This is a genomic window from Brachybacterium alimentarium (assembly GCF_002332425.1).
GTDB classification, from domain to species: domain Bacteria; phylum Actinomycetota; class Actinomycetes; order Actinomycetales; family Dermabacteraceae; genus Brachybacterium; species Brachybacterium alimentarium.
In genome coordinates this window covers 33236-57082 of record NZ_NRGS01000018.1, presented here as the reverse complement: position 1 = coordinate 57082, position 23847 = coordinate 33236, and the positions used below count along the sequence as shown (strand labels likewise).

19 protein-coding genes are annotated in these 23847 nt (G+C 69.4%); 7 read left to right on the top strand and 12 right to left on the bottom strand.

Going from position 1 to position 23847, the window contains the following annotated elements; translation table 11 throughout:
* Nucleotides 1-54: 54 nt before the first annotated feature.
* The 5 genes from CIK71_RS11280 to CIK71_RS11260 all read right to left on the bottom strand — a co-directional run bounded on the left by CIK71_RS11280 (nucleotide 55) and on the right by CIK71_RS11260 (nucleotide 6692).
* Entirely contained in the window at nucleotides 55-1026 is a 972-nt protein-coding gene (locus tag CIK71_RS11280) for a 3-hydroxyacyl-CoA dehydrogenase family protein (RefSeq protein ID WP_096165777.1), read from the bottom strand.
* Between the two features lie 860 nt (nucleotides 1027-1886).
* Nucleotides 1887-2738: a fumarylacetoacetate hydrolase family protein gene (locus CIK71_RS11275; protein ID WP_096165776.1), complete on the bottom strand. Its 852-nt coding sequence runs from the start codon at nucleotides 2736-2738 to the stop codon at nucleotides 1887-1889.
* A 231-nt stretch (nucleotides 2739-2969) separates the two neighbouring features.
* The gene (rhmD, locus tag CIK71_RS11270; protein ID WP_096165775.1) at nucleotides 2970-4154 is read right to left on the bottom strand and encodes an L-rhamnonate dehydratase; all 1185 of its coding nucleotides are present in this window, start codon (nucleotides 4152-4154) and stop codon (nucleotides 2970-2972) included.
* Nucleotides 4151-5197: a zinc-dependent alcohol dehydrogenase gene (locus CIK71_RS11265; RefSeq protein WP_096165774.1), complete on the bottom strand. Its 1047-nt coding sequence runs from the start codon at nucleotides 5195-5197 to the stop codon at nucleotides 4151-4153. The genes rhmD and CIK71_RS11265 overlap by 4 nt, the downstream gene beginning before the upstream one ends.
* Nucleotides 5198-5321: 124 nt before the next feature.
* Nucleotides 5322-6692 carry an MFS transporter gene (locus CIK71_RS11260; protein ID WP_217990169.1) on the bottom strand — a complete coding sequence of 457 codons (1371 nt, stop codon included), beginning with the start codon at nucleotides 6690-6692 and terminating at the stop codon, nucleotides 5322-5324.
* Between the two features lie 291 nt (nucleotides 6693-6983).
* Here CIK71_RS11260 and CIK71_RS11255 point away from each other — a divergent pair, with 291 nt between their 5' ends.
* A complete protein-coding gene (locus CIK71_RS11255; protein ID WP_241964169.1) occupies nucleotides 6984-7772 on the top strand; it encodes an SDR family NAD(P)-dependent oxidoreductase in 789 nt (262 codons plus the stop codon).
* Nucleotides 7773-7895: 123 nt separating this feature from the next.
* Here CIK71_RS11255 and CIK71_RS11250 read toward each other — a convergent pair whose 3' ends face one another.
* From CIK71_RS11250 to CIK71_RS11235, 4 genes are all read right to left on the bottom strand, one after another.
* The gene (locus CIK71_RS11250) at nucleotides 7896-9227 is read right to left on the bottom strand and encodes an ABC transporter substrate-binding protein (protein ID WP_096165772.1); all 1332 of its coding nucleotides are present in this window, start codon (nucleotides 9225-9227) and stop codon (nucleotides 7896-7898) included.
* Between the two features lie 235 nt (nucleotides 9228-9462).
* A complete protein-coding gene (locus tag CIK71_RS11245) occupies nucleotides 9463-11019 on the bottom strand; it encodes a tripartite tricarboxylate transporter permease (protein ID WP_096165771.1) in 1557 nt (518 codons plus the stop codon).
* A 1-nt stretch (nucleotide 11020) separates the two neighbouring features.
* Nucleotides 11021-11671 carry a tripartite tricarboxylate transporter TctB family protein gene (locus CIK71_RS11240; protein WP_096165770.1) on the bottom strand — a complete coding sequence of 217 codons (651 nt, stop codon included), beginning with the start codon at nucleotides 11669-11671 and terminating at the stop codon, nucleotides 11021-11023.
* Entirely contained in the window at nucleotides 11668-12735 is a 1068-nt protein-coding gene (locus tag CIK71_RS11235; protein WP_096165769.1) for a tripartite tricarboxylate transporter substrate binding protein, read from the bottom strand. The genes CIK71_RS11240 and CIK71_RS11235 overlap by 4 nt, the downstream gene beginning before the upstream one ends.
* 350 nt (nucleotides 12736-13085) lie before the next feature.
* Here CIK71_RS11235 and CIK71_RS11230 point away from each other — a divergent pair, with 350 nt between their 5' ends.
* From CIK71_RS11230 to CIK71_RS11205, 6 genes are all read left to right on the top strand, one after another.
* Nucleotides 13086-14126, top strand: coding sequence for a LysR family transcriptional regulator (locus CIK71_RS11230; RefSeq protein WP_158542038.1), 1041 nt, complete (start codon nucleotides 13086-13088; stop codon nucleotides 14124-14126).
* A gap of 167 nt (nucleotides 14127-14293) precedes the next feature.
* A complete protein-coding gene (locus CIK71_RS11225) occupies nucleotides 14294-15448 on the top strand; it encodes a 2-keto-3-deoxygluconate permease (RefSeq protein ID WP_096165767.1) in 1155 nt (384 codons plus the stop codon).
* Between the two features lie 10 nt (nucleotides 15449-15458).
* A complete protein-coding gene (locus tag CIK71_RS11220; RefSeq protein ID WP_096165766.1) occupies nucleotides 15459-16706 on the top strand; it encodes an MFS transporter in 1248 nt (415 codons plus the stop codon).
* Between the two features lie 471 nt (nucleotides 16707-17177).
* Nucleotides 17178-18236, top strand: coding sequence for a DctP family TRAP transporter solute-binding subunit (locus tag CIK71_RS11215; protein WP_096165765.1), 1059 nt, complete (start codon nucleotides 17178-17180; stop codon nucleotides 18234-18236).
* Nucleotides 18237-18238: 2 nt separating this feature from the next.
* Nucleotides 18239-18838: a TRAP transporter small permease gene (locus tag CIK71_RS11210; RefSeq protein WP_096165764.1), complete on the top strand. Its 600-nt coding sequence runs from the start codon at nucleotides 18239-18241 to the stop codon at nucleotides 18836-18838.
* A 4-nt stretch (nucleotides 18839-18842) separates the two neighbouring features.
* Nucleotides 18843-20126 carry a TRAP transporter large permease gene (locus CIK71_RS11205; protein ID WP_096165763.1) on the top strand — a complete coding sequence of 428 codons (1284 nt, stop codon included), beginning with the start codon at nucleotides 18843-18845 and terminating at the stop codon, nucleotides 20124-20126.
* A gap of 569 nt (nucleotides 20127-20695) precedes the next feature.
* Here the strand turns inward: CIK71_RS11205 and CIK71_RS11200 are convergent.
* From CIK71_RS11200 to CIK71_RS11190, 3 genes are read right to left on the bottom strand one after another with little or no spacing between them, the layout of a single operon-like run.
* Entirely contained in the window at nucleotides 20696-21490 is a 795-nt protein-coding gene (locus tag CIK71_RS11200; protein ID WP_096165762.1) for an SDR family NAD(P)-dependent oxidoreductase, read from the bottom strand.
* The gene (locus CIK71_RS11195; protein WP_096165761.1) at nucleotides 21487-22491 is read right to left on the bottom strand and encodes an NAD(P)-dependent oxidoreductase; all 1005 of its coding nucleotides are present in this window, start codon (nucleotides 22489-22491) and stop codon (nucleotides 21487-21489) included. Before CIK71_RS11195 ends, CIK71_RS11200 begins: the two co-directional genes overlap by 4 nt.
* Nucleotides 22488-23816: an alpha-hydroxy acid oxidase gene (locus CIK71_RS11190; protein WP_096165760.1), complete on the bottom strand. Its 1329-nt coding sequence runs from the start codon at nucleotides 23814-23816 to the stop codon at nucleotides 22488-22490. The genes CIK71_RS11195 and CIK71_RS11190 overlap by 4 nt, the downstream gene beginning before the upstream one ends.
* Between the last annotated feature and the right edge of the window lie 31 nt (nucleotides 23817-23847).

The window sequence follows — 23847 nt, the reverse complement described above, 5'->3', positions numbered from 1 at the left end:
AGGTGAGGGCTGACGGATCGAGGGGCGTTGCCCGCCGACCCGTCGGCCCAGGGATCAGGAGCTCTTCGGGGTGGCCTTCGGGGCCGGGCCGAGCTCGGCGAGCAGCTGCGACATCTTGGCGTAGGCCTTGTTGCGGTAGGCGATCAGCTCCGCCGCGGTCTCCTCGTCGTAGTCGCCGAGGAGACCCTTGCCGTTCTTGACGCCCTTGCGGTCCGCCGCGACCGAGTCGGTGAGGATCTGCGGCGTGGCCAGGCGATCGCCGAAGGCGTCCTCGAAGGTCACGAAGCAGTTCGCATAGACGTCCAGGCCGGCCTGGTCCGCGATCGCGAAGGGACCGAAGAAGCCCAGTCGGAAGCCGAAGGTGGTGCGGACGATCGTGTCCACGTCCTCCGCGGTGGCAACGCCCTCCTCGACGATCGAGGTGGCCTCCTTCAGCAGTGCGTACTGCAGGCGGTTCAGGACCATCCCCGGGGTGTCGGCGACCTGCGCGCCCTGGTTGCCGGACTTCTCCAGCAGCTCCTTGACCGCGTCGACCGTCTGGGCCGTGGTGGCCTTGCCGGCCACGAGCTCGACGCCCGGGATGAAGGGGGCGGGGTTGGAGAAGTGGACGGTGAGGAACCGCTCGGGGTTCGTCACCGCGCTCTCGAGCTCCTTGACCGGGATGGTCGAGGTGTTGGTGCCGATGATCGCGTCCGGACGGGCGTGCTGGGAGATCGTCCCGAGCACGTCGCGCTTGACGTCGATCCGCTCGAACACGGCCTCCTCGATGAAATCGACGTCGGCGACGGCGTCCTCGAGGGTCTTGCCGGCGGAGATGTTCTGGGCGACGAGATCGGCGCTGCCCGGGGCGTACAGGCCCTGCTCCTCGAAGTCGCGGGCCTCCCTCTGGAGGCGCTCGAGGGAGGCGTTCGCGTTCTCGACGCTCACGTCGGCGATGGTCACGTCGAAGCCGGCGATGGCGAGGACCTGGGCGATGCCGCCACCCATGTATCCGGCGCCGACGATGGTCACGGTGGAGATGGTCATACGGAGGGACTCCTTCGTCGAGGGACGCCGTCTCCGAGGGGAGCCGACGCCGTGGTGCCCGCGGCGCCGGGGAGCACGACCTCCGAGCGCTGCGCGATACCCAGAAGCATACAGATCCTATTGGATTTACGCGAGAGGTGGTCGCCCTGCCCTGTCGCCGATCCGACAGGATCACCACTGGACCCGACGAGCCCGGCTGCGGCACGACAGCCGGGCACCGAGGGACCAGGGGCGCGGTGCCCGAGCGTACCTGCACCGATGTTTCCGCCGAGTAAGCACGAGCAGCGGGCTCCGTCGACACCCGCCGCGCACACCCTGCGCGGCCAGTCCCTCCGACCCCTCCCTCGACCCCCTGCACCCCGTCAGCGATCCTGTAGGAATCCATGGACAGCTCTGCCATCGCGCCCTTGCGGCCAGCTCATCTCTCCCCGGTCCTGGTGCACCTCTCCCAGCTCGCGATCCGGGCCGCGTTCTTCGGTTCCCTGCAGGCACTGTTCTCCACCGTCGACCCGTACACCTTCCGGGAGCGCTTCGCCCCGAGCTTCAAGGCGCTGCGGGATCCGAAGAACTGGCACAAGGTGCTGCCGCCCGTGTTCCGGATGAGCCGGGTGCTGCTGTTCTCCCTCCCGGCCCTGGTGCTCGTGTGGCGGAACGCCAGGCCGTGCGCCGGATCGACGAAGGGCTCGCCGCCGCACGCTGACAGGGGACGGCTGGCCTCGGACGACGTTCCGCCGACAGCACTCCCCCGACGGGCTCCGGCCGGCGGACTCCGGCCGACAGCGCAGGCCCCCGGAACCGTGACACGGTTCCGGGGGCCTGTTCCCTGCCGAGGCGACCCGCGAGGGCCTCCGGGTCCTGCCTCAGCGACGCTGGGCGAACACCTGGCGCTGCTCGCCGAGGCCCGCGATGCCCAGCTCGACCACGTCGCCGTCGCTGAGGTACGGGAAGCGGCCGGACAGGGCCACGCCCTGCGGGGTGCCGGTGTTGATGAGGTCGCCGGGCGAGAGCACCATGTACTGCGACAGGTGGTGCACCAGCTGCGCGACGGAGAAGATCATGTCCGCCGTGGTGGAGTCCTGACGGGCCTCGCCGTTCACGTTCGACCAGAGCCGCAGGTTCTGCTGCTCCACGTCGGCCGCCGGCACCAGGGCCGGGCCGACGGGGTTGAAGTTCTCGGCGCACTTGCCCTTGGACCACTGGCCTCCGGACTCCGCGATCTGGAAGTCACGCTCGGAGACATCGTGGCTGGTCACGTAGCCGGCGATGACGTCGAGCGCCTCCTGCTCGTCCTTCAGGTAGGAGGCCCGCTTCCCGATGACCACACCGAGCTCGACCTCCCAGTCGACCTTGGTGGCGCCGGGCGGGATCGGGACCTCGTCGTGCGGGCCCACCACAGTGTTGGGGTGCTTGAAGAACAGGATCGGCGTGGTGGGCGGCTCCGCGCCGGACTCCGCCGCATGCTCGGCATAGTTCTGGCCGATGCACAGCACGGCCTCGGGGCGCGCGATGGGGGCGCCGACGCGCTCGGACTCCGCGCCCTCCCACACCGGCAGCTCTCCGGCGGCCGACGCCCGGGCCGCCTTCTCGAGGCCGCCGTCGGCCAGGAAGGCCCCGTCGATGTCGGCCGTGAGGCCCTCGAGGCGGTAGGTGACGCCGTCCTGCACGAGGGCGGGCTTCTCCTGGCCGATCGGGCCGAGTCGTCGCAGTTCCATGGGTTTCTCCTTCGAAGGGTGCGGATACGGGAGGGGGGTCGAGGTCTCCGCCGTCGGCGGCGAGGGGTGCCGACGGCGCTGCCCGCGGCGTCCTGCCGCCGGCGAGCGCGTCGGGCATCTCCGCGGTGGGTTCACCACCACAGTGCCAGGAGTCGGGGTGCTCCCGCTGACCCGACCGCAGGGCGGTACATCCGATGTCTGGTGCGTGGTGGCGTTCTCGGGCGGTATCGGTCAGTGCGTGAACGGACGGCTGCGGGCTATCTCCGGATTGAACTCGACGCCGAAACCTGGGGTGTCCGGCACCCGGATCTTCCCGTTCTCCGGCACCGGCTCGCCGATCAGCATCGGGGAGAACATGGGGACAATCTCCTCCGCCGTCGGATGCATCATGAGGAATTCGCTGAACGGGCTGTTCGTGCGGGTGACGACGAAATGGTACGAGTACACGGAGGAGCCGTGGGGCACCACCATCGCGCCGTGCGCGTCGGCGAGCGCGGAGATCTTGAGCAGCTCCGTGATGCCGCCGCACCAGCCGACGTCGGGCTGGATGATGTCGGCGCATCCCATCTCGAGCAGCTGGCGGAAGCCCCAACGGGTGGCTTCGTGCTCGCCGGTGGTGATGAGCATGCCCTTCGGGGCGTTGCGGCGCAGCTGCTGGTAGCCCCAGTAGTCGTCGGGGATCAGCGCCTCCTCGAGCCAGCGCAGTCCGTGGTCGTGGGCGCGGTGCGCGAGACGGGTCGCGTAGTCGACGTCGAGGGACATCCAGCAGTCGTACATGAGCCAGAAGTCGTCGCCCACCCGCTCACGCATGTCCGCGAGCAGGGCGATGTTCTGGTCCATCCCCTCCTCCCCGTCGGCCGGACCGTGGTGGAGCGGCATCTTGCCGCCGATGAAGCCGAGGTCCTTCGCGATGTCCGGGCGGGCGCCGGTGGCGTACATCGTGAGCTCCTCGCGCACGGGGCCGCCCAGCAGGGAGTACACGGGCTCCTGGCGCAGGCGCCCCAGCAGGTCGTACAGCGCGAGGTCGACGGCGCTGATGGTGTTCAGGACGATGCCGCGGCGACCGTAGAACAGGGTGGAGCGGTACATCTGGTCCCAGATCCGCTCGATGTCGGTGACCCGTGCTCCCTCGAGGAAGCGCGCGAGGTGCTTCTCGACGATCCAGGCGCCGAGGTCGCCGCCGGTGGACACGGCGAAGCCCACGGTGCCGTCGTCGGCCTCGAGCTCGACCATGAGCGTGCCCAGCACGTTCAGCCCGAAGGACTGCCGGGAGTCGGCGTACTCGGGGTAGACGGACATCGGGGTGGAGATGTGGTCGTCGATCCAGTGATCGGCGCCCTGGTCGTGATAATCCGCGCCGCCGCCGGTGACGGTGTACGCGCGGACGTGGGCGATGGTGCGGTGATGGGTGCTCATGCGGGCTGGTCCTCCTGATCGAAGCGGACGAGGATCTTGCCGGCGGGTCCCTGCCCCGCGGCGAGGGCGGCGAAGGACTCCTGAGCTTCCTCGGGCGGCACCAGGGCGCTGACCAGGGGTGCGACCTGCTCGGCATGCGCGCCGATCCAGGCCGAGGCGTCGGCGAAGTCCTGCGCGGAGTAGGTGAAGGAGCCGACGATCGAGCGCTCCTCGGTGCTGATCGCGAAGGCTGGCAGCTCGAGGCGGGGCGACCCCATCCCGACCAGGACCACGCGGCCGCCGAGCGCGGTCGCGGTGAGGGCGTCGGACATGGTCGGGCTGAGCCCCACGGCGTCGATCGCGAGATCGGCGGGAGCCCCGAGCGCCTCGACGACGAGCTCGGCGAGGGGCGCCGACGTCGGGTCCAGGGCGACCACGCCGAGCGCGGTGACCAGCTCGCGGCGGGCCGGGTCGCGCTCGGAGAGCACGATGTCGCGCACGCCGGCCCGCTGGAGGGCGATGACGACGCTCTGTCCGATCGGGCCTCCGCCGATGACCAGCACCTTCTCCTCGGGAGCAGGGCGACCCAGGCCGACGGCGTGCACCGCGACCGCGAGCGGCTCGATCAGTGCGCCGAGGTGCAGGGGCAGCTCCGGATCCAGGAGCAGCACGTTGCGGGCCGGGACGATCACATAGTCGGCGAACGAGGCCTGCACCTCCTGCGCCACCCCGATGACCTGCTTGCCGGGGGCGTGCTGCTCCCGACCGAGGAACGTCTCGGCCTGCTCGGGAGGCACGACGACGGGGTTGAAGGTCGCCGGGGCGCCGACGGGCAGGGCCGACGGGTCGACCCCCTCGCCGAGCGCGGCGATCGTGCCGGAGGATTCGTGCCCCATGATCTGCCCGGGGACGCGGCGCCCGTTGTCCCCGGTGTAGCCGTGGACATCGGATCCGCAGATCCCGGTGGCGGAGATCCGCAGCAGCACCTCCCCGGGGCCGGGTTCTGGTCGTGGTCGGTCCACGACGTCGAGACGGTGGAAGTCGGTCAGGACGAGTGCTCGCACGGGAGACTCCTTCGTGGACGGGTGAGACGGGCAGGACAGGTGAGACGGGCAGGGCGGGTCGTGGCGGGCAGGGCGGGTCGTGGCGGGGGCGGGCAGAAGGGCCGGCGCGGGGCAGGGCCGCCGGTCAGGGCGCCAGATCGGCGGAGCGGGCGCTCTCCCGCTTCGCGTCGTGGGCGTCGAACAGGCGGGTGCCGGCCAGGAACAGGGCGCCGAGGAGCGGCATGACTGCGAGCATCAGCAGGCCGGCGGATTCGGTGCCGAAGGCCTCGACCACCCATACCCGCAGGTTGGGGGCGACGAATCCTCCGAGGTTGCCGACGCCGTTGATCAGGCCGATCGAGGAGGCCAGTGCAGCACCGGAGAGGTACGAGGTGGGGATGTTCCAGAAGATCGGCTGCGCGGAGCAGAAGCCGATCGCCGCCAGGCACAGACCGAGCATCACCAGGACCGGGGATCCCAAGAGCCCGGTCATCAGCAGGCCGACCCCGGAGACGACGAGCAGCACCGTCGCCGCGTTGCGGTACTGGCCGGTGCGGTCTGCGTACCGACCGGAGAAGAAGTTCGCGGCCAGGCCCAGGACCCACGGGATCGCGAAGAGCAGGCCGACGATGATCCCGACGTCCCGCCCGGCGATGCCGGCGATCTGGCGGGGCAGGAAGAAGGTGAGCCCGTAGACGGACAGCTGGATGGTGAAGTAGACGAGGCAGAAGTAGAGGATGCGACCGTTCAGCAGGGCTCTCCACCAGCTGAGGTGGCGTGCCTGCTGCTTCTCCTCCACCTCGGCGTCGAGGGTGGCCTGCAGCTCGGTGCGCTCCTGCTCGGTCAACCAGGCCGCGCGGGCCGGCCGGTCGGTGAGATAGAAGAAGGCGATGACTCCCACCACGACGGCCAGGAGTCCCTCGATGAGGAACATCCACTGGAAGCCCCACATGCCGAGGAAACCGTCGAGCTCCATGAGCGCTCCGGAGAGCGGCCCGCCGAGGATGTTGGCGATCGGCAGTCCCATGTAGAACAGGGCGGTGGCCTGCGCCCTTCGGCGACGCGGGAACCAGTAGGTGAGGTAGAGGATCACGCCCGGGAAGAACCCGGCCTCGGCCACTCCGAGGAGGAATCGCAGAATGTAGAACATCGTCGGGCCGGACGTGAACATGAACAGCACCGCGACGATGCCCCAGGTGATCATGATCCGCGCCATCCACCAGCGGGCGCCGACCTTGTGCATGATCAGGTTCGACGGCACCTCGAAGACGGCGTAGCCGATGAAGAACAGGCCCGCGCCGAAGGCGTACGCCGCGGTGGAGAGCCCCGCATGGACCTCGAGCGACTCCTCGGCGAAGCCGATGTTCGTGCGGTCGATGAACGCGATGACGTACATCAGCAGCAGGAACGGCAGGAGGCGCGTGAGCGCCTTGCGCGTTGCAGACGTGGTCGCGGGAGTGTATTTCTCCTCGCCCGGGGCGACGGAGGTGCCACGAGGGATTCTGCGGGTGGCCAACAGAGCTCTCCTTCATCGGTGAGGATCTGGGATCAGATGCTCGGCGCGGCGCAGCGGTGACGAGAGCGCACTGCCTCGTGCGGCGACCGTCAGGCGTTCACCAGGTCGATACCCTCCGACGCTACTGCTCGAGGGAGGATCGGAGGCGACCTGGGCGATCCGGGTTCCGGGAATCCTATATCCAAGATGGATATGATGATCTGGCGCCGATCCTCGGTCAGGGCGCGCGGGGATCCGCGCCGACCGCGATGATGGATCCGCACCGACTTCACTCAATGAGGAGAAACTCGAATGACTGGCATGACCGGCACCACGGGCACGACTGCTGCGACGGAACCAGAATTCGCCGGACTCACGGCGATCGTGACCGGTGGCGGCGCCGGCATCGGCGCCGCCACGATCCGCGCGCTGCAGTCCCGCGGCGCCACGACCGCTGCCCTCGACCTCGACCCCTCCGGCGCCCCGGAGGGTTCCCTGCAGATCCAGGTCGACGTCACCGATTCCGAGGCGGTCCACACCGCAGTCAACCGGGCCGCGGCGGAGCTCGGCGGGATCGACATCGTCATCAACAACGCCGGCATCGGCGCCCAGGGCCAGGTCGACGCGAACGACGATGCCGAATGGGCGCGCGTGCTCGACGTCAACGTGGTCTCCGTGGCCCGCGTGACCAACGCAGCCCTCCCTCACCTGCGGAGATCCTCCGCGCCAGCGGTGGTGAACACCGCATCGATCGCCTCGATGCTGGGGCTGCCCGAGCGCGTGCTCTACTCCGCCTCCAAGGGCGCGGTCCAGGCGATGACCCTGGCCATGGCCGCGGACTGGGTGGGCGAGGGCATCCGTGTGAACGCGGTCGTGCCCGGCACCGCGAACACCCCGTGGATCGGCCGTCTGATGGAGAAGGCCGCGGATCCCGTGGCCGAACGCGCTGCGCTGAACGCACGCCAGCCCCATGGTCGGCTCGTGGAGCCCGAGGAGGTCGCCGAGGCGCACTGCTACCTGGCCTCGCCGCGCAACCGTTCGACCACCGGTGTGCTGCTGCCGATCGACGGCGGCATGACCAATCTGCGCACGCGGTCCTGAGCCTGCCACCGCCGAGTCGTCCCCTGGGATGATTCCTGCTCCCCGGCGACCACCACGAAGAACCCGCTGCCGATCACCCTGAACGGTGCCGGCGGGAGCCGGGGAGCAGTCGTCTCGGCCTCATCACGCCTCCGCCGCTTCCAGTCCCATTTCGCGCATGATCTTGACGATCTCCTTCTGCGCATCAGCGAACACATCCACGAACGGGATATCACCGGTGACCGCCGCCGTCATGCCGTCTCCGATGAGGCTCTCCACCCTCTGCGTCAGCGGCGCCCAGGTCCAGTCGAGGTTCTGCCCCTCGGCCATCGGCACGATGACCTCTTCGTTGTAGCTCTGTCCCGAGAAGAACTCAGACGGCTCCCGCCGTGCCTCACCGATGTAGTCGGCGGCCGGGGACCACCCAATGCCGGAAAACTCGATCATGGCGTCGATCCCGGCAGGATCAGAACACATCCAGGTCAAGAACTCCAGCGCCTCGGCCGGATGGTTGCTGGTGGACAGAACCGCGGCACTCGAACCGCCCTGGGCACCGGAGGCATAGCCGTCGGGCCAGGTCGGCATGGGGGCCACAGCCCATTTCCCCGAACCACCGGGAACAGTCTCGTTCAGCGCGTCGGACCAGGAACCGCCGATGTTCGCGAGAACCTCACCATCGCCGGCTGCGGCAAACCAAGGCGTCGTGTAGGGACCGTAGCCGGTGCCGACGAGACGCTCGGCGAAGATACGGTCCCAGAACTCGGCCACCCGCATCGAGGCATCATCAGTCAGGTCCACGATCCAACCATCCCTCTCGGGTCTGAACCACGTGGCTCCAGACTGCATCACCCAAGACATCGGATGGGCACCGTCGGTGGGATCGAGGCTGATCAGATTCTTTCCAGCATCGCGGACGATGCCCGCGGTCTCGTAGAAGTCATCCCACGTGGCAGGCGCGGAGAGACCGAGCTCGCCCTCGAGGACCTCACGGTTGTAGAAGGTGGCCACGGGGCCAGTGTCCTGTGGAACGCCCCAGATCGAATCACCGATACGGACGTGGCTGATCGCGCCGGGGTCGAACAACGGTTCCTGCTCGTCGAACTCGTAGCGAGTCAGATCGACCAAGGCGCCGGCCAGAGCGAACTCTGACACATGACGCAACGCGACCTGCGCGATATCGGGGCCACCACCAGCCGCTACAGCAGAAAGGATCTTGGCGTAGCCACCCGTCGGCCCGCCGGGGATCCAGTTGGTCTCGACCCGGATCCGGTCCTGGGACTCGTTGAAGACATCGGCCACCTTCTGCAGGTCCTTCAGCCAGGCCCAGTACGTGACGGTGACGGGACCGTCGGAGCGAGGGATGGTCGGTTCGGAATTGATCTCCCCAGGATTGGGTGGTGCGCAAGCGGCGAGAGCCGCGGCGGTCAGTCCCGCGCTGGACCCCATCAGCGCGGTGCGCCGCGAGAATCTGTCCATCGGCACTGCGTCCTCCCGTCGTCGTTGACGTCTTGGATCAGCGGAGGAACGCTTCCACCGCCGTGTCGCGATTCACACGCTAGCCGGGTGCCTTCGAGTGGTCAAAACCCAGGTCACGCGCACTTGAGCGCCACAACCAGCGAGCTCCTCCTTCGCGTCGACGGAGCGAGATGCGCTCGGGAGGCGACTCGTCGGCTCCAAGCCGATCGACGTCGAGGCGATGCATGAGGCGGGTTCACCCGGCGGCGTCGGCCGCGGAACCGCGGTCCTTCGCCGCCTGCAGCGCCGTGGCCCGTTCGGCGCGCCGACCGAGCCAGCTCATCAAGGGCGAGGAAGCGATCGCGAGGATCACGAGCACGATGAGCACCGCGCTGATCGGTCGGGTGAAGAACTCGGCGAGGTTCCAATCCGTCTTGATGACCGACTGCATGAAGGTCCGCTCCACGATGGGACCCAGCACGATGCCGAGCACGACCGGGGCGAGCGGGATCCCTCCCTTCTCGAAGAGATAGCCGATCACGCCGAAGAGCACCATCAGGCCCACCTCGAGGTAGCCGTTGTTGATGGCGAAGGCACCGCAGATCGAGATCGCGACGATCAGCCCCATCAGCACCGACCGCGGGATCCGCAGCACGAAGCCCGAGACCCGGATCAGCAGGAAGCCCAAGGGGAGCAGCAGCAGGTTCGCGACGATGAAGATGATGTACAGCGCGTACAGCGTGTCCGTCTGGTAGAGGAAGAGGTCCGGTCCCGGAGTGATCCCCTTGACCAGCAGCACGCCGATGAGGATCGCGGTGATGGTGTCGCCGGGGATGCCGAAGGCGAGCGTCGGCACGTACGCCGAGGCGATGCCCGCGTTGTTCGCGCTGGATGCCCCCGAGATCGCCTCGACGCGCTGATCGTCCGCAGAGTTCTTCCCCGGGCGGATCCGACTCGTGGAACGGGTGAAGGCATAGGCGATCCACGCCGCGATGTCTGCGCCCGCGCCTGGCAGGGCCCCGACGACGCCGCCGATGACGGACCCGGAACCGACGCGCGCCTTGTTCCGCCAGATCGCACGGAAAGTGGGGCGGATCGTCCCCGCGCCCTCGATCCGGGGGATCGGCATGGACTCCCCGCGCTTGGCGGTGACGGCCCGCAGCACCTCGGAGAGCCCGAACAGACCGATCATCGCGGCGATGAAGTCGACACCCCGGTACAGCTGCTCATCGCCGAAGGTGAAGCGGGGGAACCCGAGAGTCACGTCGAGGCCGACGGTCGAGACGAGCAGGCCCACCATGAGGGCGATCCCGCCCTTGAGCTGGGCGCCCTTGGAGACGATCACGGCTGCGGTAAGGCCGAGCACTGCCACCCAGAAGTACTCGTAGCTCGTGAACCTCAGGGCGAATTCACCCAGGATCGGAGAGACGAAGATCAGCATGATGGACCCGAAGAGGCCGCCGAACACCGACGCGACGAGGGAGACCCCGAGGCCGAGGGCGCCCTTGCCGTTCCGCGTCAGCGCGAAGGCGTCCTCCGTATAGGCGGCCGACGACGGGGTGCCGGGGATGCGCAGCAGTGCACTGGGGACGTCCCCGGCGAAGATCGCCATCGCGGACATGGTGATGATCGCGGCGATCGCCGGCACCGGGTCCAGGAAGAAGGTGAAGGGCACCAGCAGGGCGGCGGCGAGGGTAGCGGTCATGCCGGGCAGGGACCCGATGACGAGGCCGAACAGTGCGGCCAGCAGCACGACGAGGATCGTCGTGGGATCCGCTACCAGCTCGAGGGCGCTTCCGAAGTTCTCGATCATGTCAGAACCCCTGGATGAAGCCGTCGGGAAGCTGCACCATGAGGCCGAGCTCGAACATGGCCCACAGACCGAGCGAGGCGAGGACACCGGTCGTCACCGCGACCCACCACTTCGCCCGCAGCGACCAGACGATCGCCGTGACCAGGATGGCCATGGTCAGCGGGAAGCCGAGGATCTGGGCGAACAGCACGTAGAAGACGATTCCTCCCATGAGGATGGCGCCGTTGATCCAGCGCCGTGCGCCGTCGGACCCGATATCGGTGTCCATCACCGCGACCGTCTCCAGCTCGTCCTCCGGGGTGTCGCCTCCGGAATCGGGAACGGAGGCCGAGGCCATCGACAGCGGGCCGTCCTCGGGGGCCGCGGATCCCGCCCCGGCTCCTGCTGCCGCAGTGGCCGCAGCGAGCTCCGCATGATCACGACGCGCGCGACGCGCACCGAGCATGCTGGTGAGGGCGAGAAGCACGCCGAACAGGACCAGCAGCCCGCCGATCATCATCGGGAACAGACCGGGCCCCGGGATCCCCTCCCGGATGTACGGCATGGAGGCGCCGTAGGGGATCACGACGGCTCCGGCCACGACGGATGCAGCGGCGATGACGAGGTTCCCCCGGACGGCTGCCGTCGGGCCCGGAGTCTCGGTAGCGGTCACTTGGCCAGTCCCGCTTCCTCCATGACCTCGCCCTTCGTGGCGTCGTCCTCCGCCATCAGGGTCTGGAAATCCTCAGCCCCTGCGTACTTCACGCCCAGACCGGACTTGGTCATGAAGTCCTCGAAGGAGTCGGATTCGGCGATCAGCCCGAGGTGGCACTCGAGCTCCTCGACGACGGTGGGGTCCATCTCCTTGGGGCCGGCGATGCCGCGCCACACCGTCATGGAGTACTCCGAGCCGAGCTGCTCCTGCAGAGTCTCGACGTCGGGGAAGGCGGGGTCGCGTTCAGTGCCCATGACGCCGAGGGCCTTGGCGCGGTCGGAGTCGAGCATGGTCTTGGACTCGCCCAGGGCGTTGGTGGTCATGTCGATGCCTCCGGCGACGAGCTCCTGGAGAGCCGGCGCAGCGCCCTCGGAGGGCACGAAGTTCACAGAGTCCACGGGCAGGTCGTTGTCCAGCAGCATGCCGAGCAGGGCGAGGTGCCAGATGCCGCCCTGGCCGGTGCCCGAGGCGGTCACCTCGCCCGGGTGCTCCTCGATGTAGGTGAGCAGCTCCTCGGCGGTGTCCCACTCGGCATCGGCCGCCACGGTGATGCCGGCGCCGTCCTCGTTCATCTGCGAGATGGCGGTGAGGTCCTCGCCGCTGATGTCGGTCAGGCCCTGGTGGTGCATCATGCCGATCTCCACCGTGACCAGGCCGATCGTCTGACCGTCGGGGTTGGCGTCCACCATCGCCTGATGGCCGACGACGCCCGAGCCGCCGGTCCGGTTGACGACGTTGACGTTCGTGCTCATCTGCGTCGAGAGCTGCTCCCCGATGAGGCGGGCGACGCCATCGGTGCCACCGCCGGCGGCCCAGGGGACGATGAGCTCGACCGGCCCGCTGGGGTAGTCGGCGTTGATGTCGTTGCAGGCCTGGACAGCGGAGTCATCGGGCGCGCCCTCATCGGCTGTGCCGGAGCAGCCGGCGGCGACGAGGGCGAGGGCGGCGACCCCGGCGATCCCGGACAGGAGCCGGCGGGAGGGGCGGGATGAGACGACGGGGGACGGGATGCTGCGCGTCATGGCGGACTCCACTTCATCGTGAGGGTCAGGGGATCGTGCTGGTCGAGAACTGGTTCACCTCGAGGAGGCGGAGCCGCTTGCACTGCGATGTGCCCGGACGAACCGGAGCGGCGGGACCTCGCCATCAAGGTGTCTCGAAAGCTACCAACGGAGTGACCCGCGAAGACGCCGTCGGCGATCCGCGATCCGGAAATCCTATATGCGATATTGGTAAGGCGTGTCACAACACGTGGATGACCAGCGGTGATGACACTGCCCGCAGGCGCTGCCGACATCGGATCGTGACCCCATCACGTCCGAGCTGGCAGCCCCCGCCACCCCGAACCCGAACCGGCACTCAGGAGGACAGGATGCCCCGCGTCGAGCAGACGGACTGGCTGGAGACCTTCGTGGCGGTCATCGACCACGGCAGCTTCTCCGGTGCGGCGCGTGCGCTGCACCGGGCCCAGTCCCGTGTGAGCACCCACGTCGCCTCGCTCGAGAAAGCCCTCGGGGGGACCCTCGTGGACCGCAGCCACCGACCGATCGGACCCACAGAGCTGGGCACCGCCTTCCTCCCCCACGCCCGCGCCGTGCTGGACGCGCTGGAGCGGGGAGCCGAGGCCGTCGACGCCCACACCGGCACTCCGCGCGGCCGCGTCGTGATCGGCTGTCACCCCAGCGTGAGCGCGGGTTTCCTGCCCACCGTGCTCGCGGCGGTCCATGCCGAGCATCCGTTCGTCCGGGTGGAGCTCACCGAGCACACCACCCCCGATCTCGTCTCCGGCATCGGCGCCGGGAGATTCCATATCGCCATCCACTCGCTCGCCGCCGACCCGCCGTCGGACGATCTGCAGAGCGTCCACCTGTGGACCGAGCGCTTTGTGGCGGTCGTGCCGCCGGACCATCCGATCCTGCGCGCGATGCCTGACCGGCCCGACGAAGGGTTCCACGGCGGGGAGCAGCCGGGAACTGTGCCGCAGGCTGACATGGCGCAGGAGGGGCTGCCCCCGCGCGTCCTCGCCGAGCATCCCGTGATCGCCATCGCCCAGCCGGGCGCTGCCGCCGATCCGGACACCGGCGGCGCCCTGAGCGCCTGGGGGCTGGAGATCCCTCTCGCCTGGCAGTCCGAGCAGCCTCAGTCCGTGGTCAACCTGGCACGCGCCGGACTCGGCGTGGGGGTGCTGAACGGCCTGGCCGCAGCGGTCTCGGACACCTGTGGCATGGTCGTGGTCCCCGTCGGCACGGTCGCGGAGGGTCGCTTGGTGGCGGCCACTCGGGACCGTCGGGCGGCGACCTCGCCGAGCGTCGACGTGGTCTACCGGACGATCCTCGCGACCCCGCCTCCGCAGGGGATGCAGCCGGCCCGAGGCGACCTCCCCACCCGACTCGCGCCCGACGGACGCCCTTGACGGACATCACTCGGTCATAGATCCTATAGGCCCACCCGGAGCACCGAGCCGTACCGCTCCGGGCCCCTCACCCGGCGCCCGCGCCCACCCCGGTCAGCCTCCGTACGCCCTTGTGACCGGGAGCGACGGCACCACCCCTTCTCGTGATGAGGCGACAAGGAGTCCCCATGAACGACGCAGCCCCGACGAACCTCGCCGCGCTCCGCTCGCCGCTCTACGGCACGATGGACAAGATCCCCGGCGGGACGATGGTCATTCCGCTGGTCCTGGGTGCCGTGGTCGGCACCACCGCACCGGGCTTCCTCGAGCTCGGCAGCTTCACGACCGCGCTGTTCGCGACCCCGATGCCGATGATGGCGCTGGTCATCTTCGCGACCGGCATGCAGATCACGCCGCGCAGCATCGGCCCCGTCGCCGGCACCACCGGGGCGATCCTGCTCGGGAAGACCCTCGTGCCGGGCCTGCTCATCGTGACGCTCGGCTTCGCCGTGGGCCTCGACGGGATCCTGGGGATCTCGATCCTGGCCATGCTCGCCACCTTCGACAACTCCAACGGCGGCATCTGGCTCGCCTTCACCGGCAAGTACGGCACCAAGACCGACCGCGGCGCGTACGTCGCCTCGGCCGTCAACGACGGCCCCTTCTTCACCATGCTGTTCATCGGTGCGGCCGGCCTCGGCGCCATCCCGCTGGACGCCTTCGCCGCCGCGATCATCCCGCTGATCCTCGGCATCCTCGTGGGCAACATCGACCACCGATGGACCGAGATCATGCGTCCGGTCCCGACCATCGTGATCCCCTTCTTCGCCTTCGGCCTGGGCACGGGGATCGATCTCAGCGCGATCCTCACCGGCGGCCTGACGGGCATCGTGCTGGGCCTGGTCGTCACCCCGTTCACCGGTGGCTGCACCTATCTCGCCTACCGCTTCCTGCTGCGGCGCGGCAAGCGCGCCGGCATCGGGTTCGCGGCCGGCACCACGGCCGGGAACTCGATCGTCACCCCGGCGATCATCGCGTCGGCCGATCCACGCTTCGAGCAGTACGTGGGCGTGGCGACGGTGCAGGTCGCCACGGCCGTGCTGATCTCCGCGATCACGGCGCCACTCATCGCGGCCTGGTTCCTCCGGCGCAACGGCACCCTGAGCGATCCGGACGAGGACGGGCTCGACGAGCGCGGAGAACCGCTCGCGGTCGGCGTCGGCGCCTCGTCGGCGTCGTCCGGGGGCGACGCCGCCCCTCGTCCCGCGGGTGATCCCGACGAACGCCCCACCGGCGCCGCGGGCCCGCACGACTCCGACTCCTCCCGCTCCTCCCCCAGGTGACCTCCCCTCCATGACCTCTCTCGCCTCGCGCCTCACCCGCGCCCACCTCGTGTGGGCCGTCGGGGTCTTCGCCTACCTGTGCGCCGTCTCCGGTCGCGCAGCCTTCGGGGTGGCGAGCGTCGAGGCCTCGGAACGCTTCGCGGTCGACGGGGCCGTGCTGAGCCTGTTCGGCGTCGTGCAGCTGGGCACCTACGCGGCGGCGCAGATCCCGGCCGGTCTGCTGCTGGACCGGATCGGACCGCGCCGCATGCTGGTGCTGGGCGCCGTGACCATGGCCGCCGGGCAGATAGTCCTCGCCGTGGCCACGGAGGTCCCCACAGCCCTCATCGCCCGACTTCTCACCGGGGTGGGTGACGCCGCCACCCTGATCAGCGTGGTGCGGCTGATCGCCACCTGGTTCCCCACCGGACAGGTCCCCGTGTTCACCCAGCTCGCCACGATGATCGGCCAGTTCGGGCAGGCGGTCGCGGCCGTGCCGTTCCTGGCGCTGCTGGTGGGCTTCGGCTGGGCTCCCGCCTGGGCCTCGCTGGCCTTCCTGCTCGTCCTCAGCGTGCTGCTGGTCATCGCGTTCGTGCAGGACGAGCCCGCCGGGGATCCGCATGCCGCGCCGGCGCTCCCGGTCCGTCCCGGCCAGGTGCTGCGCGACGTGTTCACCTCCCGTGCGGCGTGGTCCGGCTTCTTCCTGCACTCCCTGACCCTGCTGAGCGTGAACTCGTTCCTGTTCCTGTGGGGCGTGCCGTACATGACGCTCGGCCACGGCCTGAGCCCCACCGAGATCGGCACCCTGCTCACCGTCAACGTCGTGGTGATGGTGGCGATCGGCCCGATGATCGGAGTGCTCACCGGCCGGTTCCCCCACCAGCGCGCGCGGCTCGGCTTCCTCGCAGGAGGCGTGCTGGCCCTCGCCTGGACCATCACGCTGCTGATCCCGGTGCCGCTGAGCGCGTGGCAGCTGCTGCCGCTGATCATCGCCCTCTCCGTGGGGTCGGCGACCTGCTCGGTCGGCTTCGACCTCGCCCGCACGGGCGTGCCGCCTCGCGCGATCGGCACCGCCACCGGGATGGTGAACATCGGCGGCTACTCGTCGTCGCTGCTCGCCGTGCTGCTGATCGGACTGCTGCTGGACCGGTTCTCCCCGAACGGCCCGGCGGGACTCGACGACTTCCGACTCGCCTTCACCTCGCTGGGCGCGCTGATGCTCGTCGCCGCCCTCGGGCTGCTCCTCACCACTCGCCGCCGAGCGAAGGATCCCTCCTGACCGCCGACGACGCCCCTCCGCCCGTTCCACCCGTCCGCCCCTCGACCCGTCCACCCGCCGACCCCACGGCCCCACGACCCCACGACCAATCCACCCGTCGACCCCTCTTCACAGCTTTCAACAGCTCCCCAGACATCCGATCTCTCGCCCCGAACCCCCCTTGTCTTCGCCGTCTGATTTATATAGTTTGTGAGACTCACGCAGAGAAAGGACCGTGACGATGACGTCACTCCGCTTCCGCGCACCCACCACGACTCATCCGGCACTTCTCCAGCCCACGACCACCCTCTTCACCGCACGACTCACGCCCACGCCGACCCGCCCCTCATCCTCCGGGGTGCGTCGCACGAGCAGCTGTCGCTGCGCGGCCAGCTGCCGACCGGCGCGGTGCCATAGCATCACGACATCGTCCATAGATCCCACCTCTGACCGCTTGCCCCTCCTCCAACCCCTCTCAGAAGGGAGACTGCGATGACGCACCTCTCCTCCCGGGCATCCGCCCGTCGCACCCGGCGTCGGCGCGGCGCCACGCTCTTCACCGCAGCCCTGTCGGCCCTCGCCCTCGCCGGCTGCGGGCTGTGGGAGCCCGTCGACACCAGCCAGATCGAGAAGCAGGCGGTGGATCCCGATGCCCGGGTCATCCGCTTCGCCCATCAGTACGACCCCGCCCACCCCGTCGAATCCTGCGGCGCGGCCACGCTGCGCAGCGAGCTGGCGGACGACGGCTTCACCGTGGAGACGTACCCGTCCGGCCAGATCGGCGGCGAGGGCGAGACCACCGAGCAGATCGCCACCGGCGGGCTCGAGCTGGGCGTCGTCGGACCGTCGTTCCTCGGCGTCTGGTACCCGGATGCCGCGGTGCTCGACGCCCCGTACCTGTTCACCGACGTCGACCAGTTCGACGAGGCGACCAACGGCCCGATCATGGCCGAGGTGTACGACGAGATGGCCGAGGAGACCGGACTGCGCGTGAACAGCACCTGGTACTACGGCACCCGCCACATCACAGCGAACGTCCCGATCACCGAGCCGGACGACCTCGCCGGGCTGAAGATCCGCACGCCCGACGCCCCGCTGTACATCACGAGCTTCGCGATCATGCACGGCAGCGCGACCCCGATGGCGCTCTCGGAGGCCTACCTGGGGCTCCAGCAGGGCGCGATCGACGCCCAGGAGAACCCGATCCCCACGATCGACGTGCAGAAGTTCTACGAGGTCCAGGACTACCTGAACCTCACCGGACACATGGTCCAGGCCGTCAACATCGTCTCCTCAGAGAACTTCATGGACTCCCTCACGGCCGACGAGAGGGCCGGTGTCGAGGACGCCATGGAGAAGGCTCGCGTCGCGACCCGCGACTGCATCGTCGAGGCCGAGGAGCAGACGCTCCAGGAGTGGGAGGACGAGGGCACGATCACCATCAACGACGAGGTCGACGTCGACGCCTTCCAGGAGCTCATCGCGGACGAGTTCCCCAGCAAGGTCCCGTGGGGCGACCTCTACCTCGAGATCCAGGAGTCGGTCCAGTGAGCATGCAGTCTCCCCAGCCCGTCGAGGGCTCCCATGACGGCCAGGTCCCGGACCTGGACACCTATATCGAGCGCGACCACTACGAGAGGCGCTTCCGGCCGTACGCCTGGCTGGTCGACGCCGAGCGCTTCGTGGCCGGTGCCCTGCTGATCGCCGTCTTCGGCATGATCATCTTCCAGGTGTTCACCCGCTACGTGCTGAGCATGCCGCTGCCCTGGAGCGAGGAGGTCGCGCGCCTGCTGGTGGTGTGGCTGACGTTCGTCGGCGCCGGCTTCGTGGCCAGCCGCAACGCCCATATCGCGGTGGACATCCTCGCTGTCTACCTGCCCAGGAAGCTCGCCACCGTCTCGCAGATCTTCGCGATGCTCGTGGTCGCGGCGGCCTCCGCCTACATGGTGGTCGCCGCCATTTCGCTGATGGTGCTGACCGGTCCCCTGGCTCTGACCGCGACCGGCCTGCCCATGCCCCTGCTCTACGGCGCCGTGCTCGTCGGCTACCTGATGATCCTGGGTCACACGATCCTGAACATCGTCATGTACCTGCGGCACCCTGCCGAGGTCCCGGACGCGGTCGAGAAGGCCGCCTCGATGGAAGGTCTGTGACCCCATGGTTCTGCTGATCATGTTCGCAGCGCTGCTGGTGCTGCTCGCCCTGCGGGTCCCGGTCTGGATCGCGCTGCTGATCCCCTCGATCGTCTACATCATCCTGGACGACACCGCCACGGCGGCCCTCGCCGCCCAGCAGACCGCCTCGGGCGTGTTCGACTTCGCGCTCCTCGCGGTGCCGATGTTCATCCTGCTGGGCAACCTGGCCAACGTCTCCGGTGCGACGGACCGGCTGTTCGACGCCGCCACCAGCGCGATCGGCCACGTGCGCGGGTCGCTCGGCTACGTCAACATCGCCACGTCCTTCGGGTTCTCGTGGATGAGCGGCGCGGCGATCTCCGATGCGGCCGCGATGGGGCGCATCCAGGTGCCCGCCATGAAGAAGCGCGGCTACCCCGAGGGCTTCGCGCTCGGCATCACGGGCGCCTCCTCACTGATCGCCCCGATGATCCCGCCGTCGATCCCCGCGATCATCTACGCGGTGACCGCCGGGCTCTCCGTGAGCTCGCTGTTCATGGCCGGCATCGTGCCGGCCCTGGTGCTGGTCGTGGCGCTGTGCATCATGGTCTGGCTCCAGACCCGCAAGCGCGACGACCTGCGCCTGGAGAAGCCGCCGACGGCACAGCGCGTCAAGGACGTCGCCAAGGCGCTCCCCGTCGCGGGGGCCGCCGTGATCATCCTCGGCGGCATCCTGTCGGGCATCGTCACGCCCACCGAGGCCTCCGCGATGGGCGTCGCCTACGTGGCGATCCTCGCCCTGTGCTACCGCACCCTGAGCGGCAAGTCGCTGGGGCGGATCGCCGCCTCCACGGTGGAGACGACCGGCAGCGTGCTCATCATCGTCACCAGCGCCTCGCTGTTCGGCTGGGTGCTGGCCCGCGAGCAGGCCCCGCAGGTCATGACGGAGCTGATCCTGCAGATCACGGACCGCCCGCTGGTGTTCCTGATCCTGATCAACATCCTGCTGCTGATCGTGGGCGCCGTGCTGGAGCCGACGGCCGCGATCCTCATCCTGGTGCCCGTGCTGGCGCCGATCGCCGAGGTCTACGGCATCGATCCCGTGCACTTCGCCGTGATGATGATCTTCAACCTGATGATCGGCCTGCTGACCCCGCCGGTGGGACTGGTGCTGTTCGTGCTGTCATCGGTGACCAAGGTGCCCGTGACCCGCGTGATCAAGGGCGTGCTGCCGTTCTTCGTCCCGATGCTCGGTGTGCTGCTGGTGATCACGTTCTTCCCACTGCTGAGCACCTGGCTACCCGGCCTCGTCGGGGCAGGGGGCTGACGGCTGCCGGCGGGGCGCTGCGCCCGGCGCCGGGCGTCAGGCGTCCGGTGACCGGGGCACGGCGTCCGGCGTCTGCCTGTGCGTGCCAGCGCGCTGCCTGGGCGTGCCTGTGCGTGTTAGCCCGCGGTGTCCGTGCGCGTCCGCGCGGTGCCGGGGCATGCCAGCGCGCGGTGCCTGTGCGTGCCAGCGCGCGGTGCCTGTGCGCGTCCGCGCGGCGCCGGGGCATGCCAGCGCGCGGTGCCTGCTGAGAATCGACCCGCATGACGCGAGCACCACGCACGCAGCCCCTGATGCTCCGCGCCCGACCCACCACCCCGTCGAAATAGGCGGTGAGAGGCCTCTATTCCGCCCATTCAGACGGGGTGGACCGCTATTCCGCCTAATCCGACGGGGTGGGGCACCGTCGAGCAGGCCGCAGCAGGAACCGCGGGCCAGGAGAACCGGACGCACATCGCCGCAGGAACCGAGCCGCTGAGCGTCAGGCTCTCCGGCGTGCCCAATCGCCTGGCACGTCTGGGCCTGGCACCCCTGGGCGCCCGGCAAGCCTGGCGCCCTTGATGGTCCAGGGCTCAGCCCACGCGGAGACCGCCGTTGAGGTTGTAGGTCGCGCCGGTGGTGAAGCCGCCGTGCGGGCCGACGAGGAAGGACACCAGCTCACCGAGCTCCTCCGTCGTGCCCAGTCGGCCGACGGGGGTGCGGGCGACGAACTCTTCGCGTCGCTCCCCCTCGAGTCGGCCTCCCATGATGTCGGTATCGATGTTGGCCGGGGCGATCGCTGCGGTGGTGACGCCGGTGCCGGCGACCTCCTTCGCGAGTCCCCGGATCAGGCCCTCCACACCGGCCTTGGACGCGGCGTAGGCGGAGGTCGAGAAGTTGCCACCGCCGTCCTGCGCGGCGGTCGAGCTCATCGCGACGATCCGACCCAGGCCCTGCTCGAGCATCCCCGGCAGCACGCGCTGGGCGAGATGGAAGGTGCCCAGCGTGTTGATGGAGAGCGTGCGCAGGAAGTTCTCGCTGGTCATCTCGAGGAACGGGGTCGGGTTCGCGATCCCGGCACAGCAGACGAGCGCGCCGATGGCGGGAGCGCCAGGCTCCTGCTCGACGGCGGAGACCGCCGCGTCGACCGAGGCCTCGTCGGCCACGTCGACGCGGGCGGTGACCACGTGGGGAGATCCCGCCGTGCGGGCGGCGTCGGCCGCCGTGGCGAGGCCCGCCTGGTCGAGATCGAGCAGCGCCAGCGGGCGGCCCTCCCGGGCGAGGGCCAGGGCGACTCCGCGTCCGATGCCCCGCTCGGACGCGGCGCCGGTGACGACGCAGGTCAGGTCCGCGATGCGGGCCTCGTCGGCCGCTGAGCGCTCGCTCATGATCCGGTCGCCGGGCGCGGCGAGTTCACGACGTTGCGCGGGCTGTTCCCGCTCGCGATCGCGATGACCTCGCCGAGCGCCTCGGCCCCGGTGCTCTCCGCGAAGTCCTTGGTCCAGCACAGGGAGTGCGGGGCCAGCACCACGTTCTCCAGGCCGATCAGCGGACTGCTCGCCGGGAGCGGCTCGACCTCGAACACGTCGAGCCCGGCGCCGGCGATCGTGCCGTCCTGCAGCGCTGTGATCAGTGCGGGCTCGTCCACGACGGCGCCGCGGGCGATGTTGATGAGGAACGCGGAGTCCTTCATCCGAGCGAGCTCCGGTGCACCGATCAGGTGGCGGGTCCCTGAGTTCGCGGCGACCGTGACGATCAGGTAGTCGCTGCGGGCGATCACCTCGTCGAAATCGAGCTGCTCCACGCCCACCTCGGCGCAGAACTCCGGCCGCGGGGACCGGTTCCAGGCGATGACCTCGAGGTTCAGTGCGCGCAGCTGGCGCACGGTCTCCTGGCCGATCCCGCCCAGCCCGATCATCCCGATCGTGGCCGTGGCGAGGCCCGGGCCCCGGTACTCGGCCTTGCGGTCCCAGTCGGCCTCGCGGACCAGGCGGTCCTTGGGCAGCAGGGTGTGCGCGAGGGCGAACAGGAAGGTGAGCGCCGTGTGCGCCATCGGCACGCGCAGCCCGGTCGGGGCATTGGTGACGGTGATGCCGGCCGCGTCGCAGGCGGCGAGGTCCACCGAGTCGAAGCCGGCGCCGAAGCGCGCCACGTGCTTCAGGGTGGTGACCCCCTCGAGCTGCGCGGAGCCGAACGGCGTGCCGCTCAGCAGGAAGAGGGCATCGAAGCCCTCGAGCTCCTCACCGCGCAGGTCACGGCCGGCCTCGCCCACCAGGGACCACTCGATCCCCTGCTCGGCGAGCGTGCCCAGGCCGATGTCGCCGTAGATCGTCGAGCCGTCGGCGTTCGCGTAGTCCGCGGTGACGGCGAGCTTCCAGGCGGCGCTCATGCCGTCACCCCCGTCGTGCCCGTGGCCCCCGGCGCGCCCGTCGTCCCCGGGGCCTCCGTCGTGCCCGAGCCGGACTCGGGCTCGCGGTGCAGGCCCTCTCCGTGCCAGGCCTCGGGGTAGTCCACGAAGCCGCGGTCCAGCGCATCGATGCTGATCGCGCCGAGCTGGCCCATGGCCAGCTCGAGCTCCTCGTCGAGGATGTCGAGCACGCGCAGCACACCCTTCTCGCCGCCGGCGGCGTTGCCGTAGCCCCAGGCGCGGCCGATGGAGACGAGGTCCGCGCCGACGGCGAGGGCCTTGGCGATGTCGTCGCCGGTGCGGACGCCGGAGTCGAACACGACGGTCATGTCCTCGCCCACCGCATCGACGATCGAGGGCAGCACGCTGATGGTGCTGGGCGAGGAGTCGAGCTGGCGCCCGCCGTGGTTGGAGACGTAGATGCCCTGGGCGCCGACCTTCCGGGCGCGCTGCGCGTCCTCGGGGGTGAGGATGCCCTTGATGTACACCGGGCCGTCCCACTGACTCCGCACGTCCTCGATGTCTGCCCAGGTCAGGGTGAGGTTCGTGAGGTAACGCTTCACGAACTCCTGATGGGAGACGGCGTTGTTGCCCTGGACCTCGCCGGCGAGGTTGCGGAAGCCGATCGTCGGCGGCTTCATGATCGCGCGGGTCCAGTCGAGGTACCGGATCGCCTGGAGCGCGTTCTGCGGGGTGATCTTCGGGGGGATCGACATGCCGTTGCGGTGATCGCGGTACCGCTTGCCGTTCAGCGGCACGTCGACGGTGACCACGAGCGCCTCGGCGCCGATGGCCTTCGCCCGGGCGATCAGGTTCGAGACGATCTTCGGGCTCTTGTACATGTACAGCTGGTACCAGAGCGGGCCGGTGGCCTCGTCCGCGAGCTCCTCCATCGCCCAGTTCGAGGCGGTGGAGATGGTGAAGGGGATGTTCGCCTTGCCGGCGGCGCGCACCGCGCCCAGCTCGCCCTCCCCGCCGATCATCCGCTGCAGCCCGAGGGGGCCCAGCACGTAGGGGCGCTGCAGGGCCATGCCGTCGACCTCGGTGGAGATGTCGATCGAGGAGATGTCGGTGAGCCAGCGGGGGCGGAAACGCACCTCGGCCAGGTCACGGGTGTTCGCGTCGAGGGTGATCTCGTGGTTCGAGGCGCCATCGATGATGTCGAAGGCCATCGTGGGCAGGCGCTTCTTCGCGAGGCGACGGATGTCCTCGATGGACGGGGCGGATTCCATCGGATCCAGACGGAAGCCGCCGGCGGCGAGCATCTTCGCGAATTCGAGGGCGCCCGAGAGGGTCGAGTCGGCCATGGATTTCTCTCCTTTGAGGGTCGTGCTGCGG

Coding starts and splice junctions, on each gene's coding strand:
- CIK71_RS11250 (WP_096165772.1), bottom strand. CDS start 9,227: ATGGACAGATTCTCGCGGCGCACCGCGCTGATGGGGTCCAGCGCGGGA.
- CIK71_RS11215 (WP_096165765.1), top strand. CDS start 17,178: ATGACGCACCTCTCCTCCCGGGCATCCGCCCGTCGCACCCGGCGTCGG.
- CIK71_RS11200 (WP_096165762.1), bottom strand. CDS start 21,490: ATGAGCGAGCGCTCAGCGGCCGACGAGGCCCGCATCGCGGACCTGACC.
- CIK71_RS11245 (WP_096165771.1), bottom strand. CDS start 11,019: ATGATCGAGAACTTCGGAAGCGCCCTCGAGCTGGTAGCGGATCCCACG.
- CIK71_RS11255 (WP_241964169.1), top strand. CDS start 6,984: ATGACTGGCATGACCGGCACCACGGGCACGACTGCTGCGACGGAACCA.
- CIK71_RS11205 (WP_096165763.1), top strand. CDS start 18,843: ATGGTTCTGCTGATCATGTTCGCAGCGCTGCTGGTGCTGCTCGCCCTG.
- CIK71_RS11190 (WP_096165760.1), bottom strand. CDS start 23,816: ATGGCCGACTCGACCCTCTCGGGCGCCCTCGAATTCGCGAAGATGCTC.
- CIK71_RS11210 (WP_096165764.1), top strand. CDS start 18,239: ATGCAGTCTCCCCAGCCCGTCGAGGGCTCCCATGACGGCCAGGTCCCG.
- CIK71_RS11195 (WP_096165761.1), bottom strand. CDS start 22,491: ATGAGCGCCGCCTGGAAGCTCGCCGTCACCGCGGACTACGCGAACGCC.
- CIK71_RS11220 (WP_096165766.1), top strand. CDS start 15,459: ATGACCTCTCTCGCCTCGCGCCTCACCCGCGCCCACCTCGTGTGGGCC.
- CIK71_RS11275 (WP_096165776.1), bottom strand. CDS start 2,738: ATGGAACTGCGACGACTCGGCCCGATCGGCCAGGAGAAGCCCGCCCTC.
- CIK71_RS11225 (WP_096165767.1), top strand. CDS start 14,294: ATGAACGACGCAGCCCCGACGAACCTCGCCGCGCTCCGCTCGCCGCTC.
- CIK71_RS11230 (WP_158542038.1), top strand. CDS start 13,086: ATGCCCCGCGTCGAGCAGACGGACTGGCTGGAGACCTTCGTGGCGGTC.
- CIK71_RS11235 (WP_096165769.1), bottom strand. CDS start 12,735: ATGACGCGCAGCATCCCGTCCCCCGTCGTCTCATCCCGCCCCTCCCGC.
- CIK71_RS11280 (WP_096165777.1), bottom strand. CDS start 1,026: ATGACCATCTCCACCGTGACCATCGTCGGCGCCGGATACATGGGTGGC.
- rhmD (WP_096165775.1), bottom strand. CDS start 4,154: ATGAGCACCCATCACCGCACCATCGCCCACGTCCGCGCGTACACCGTC.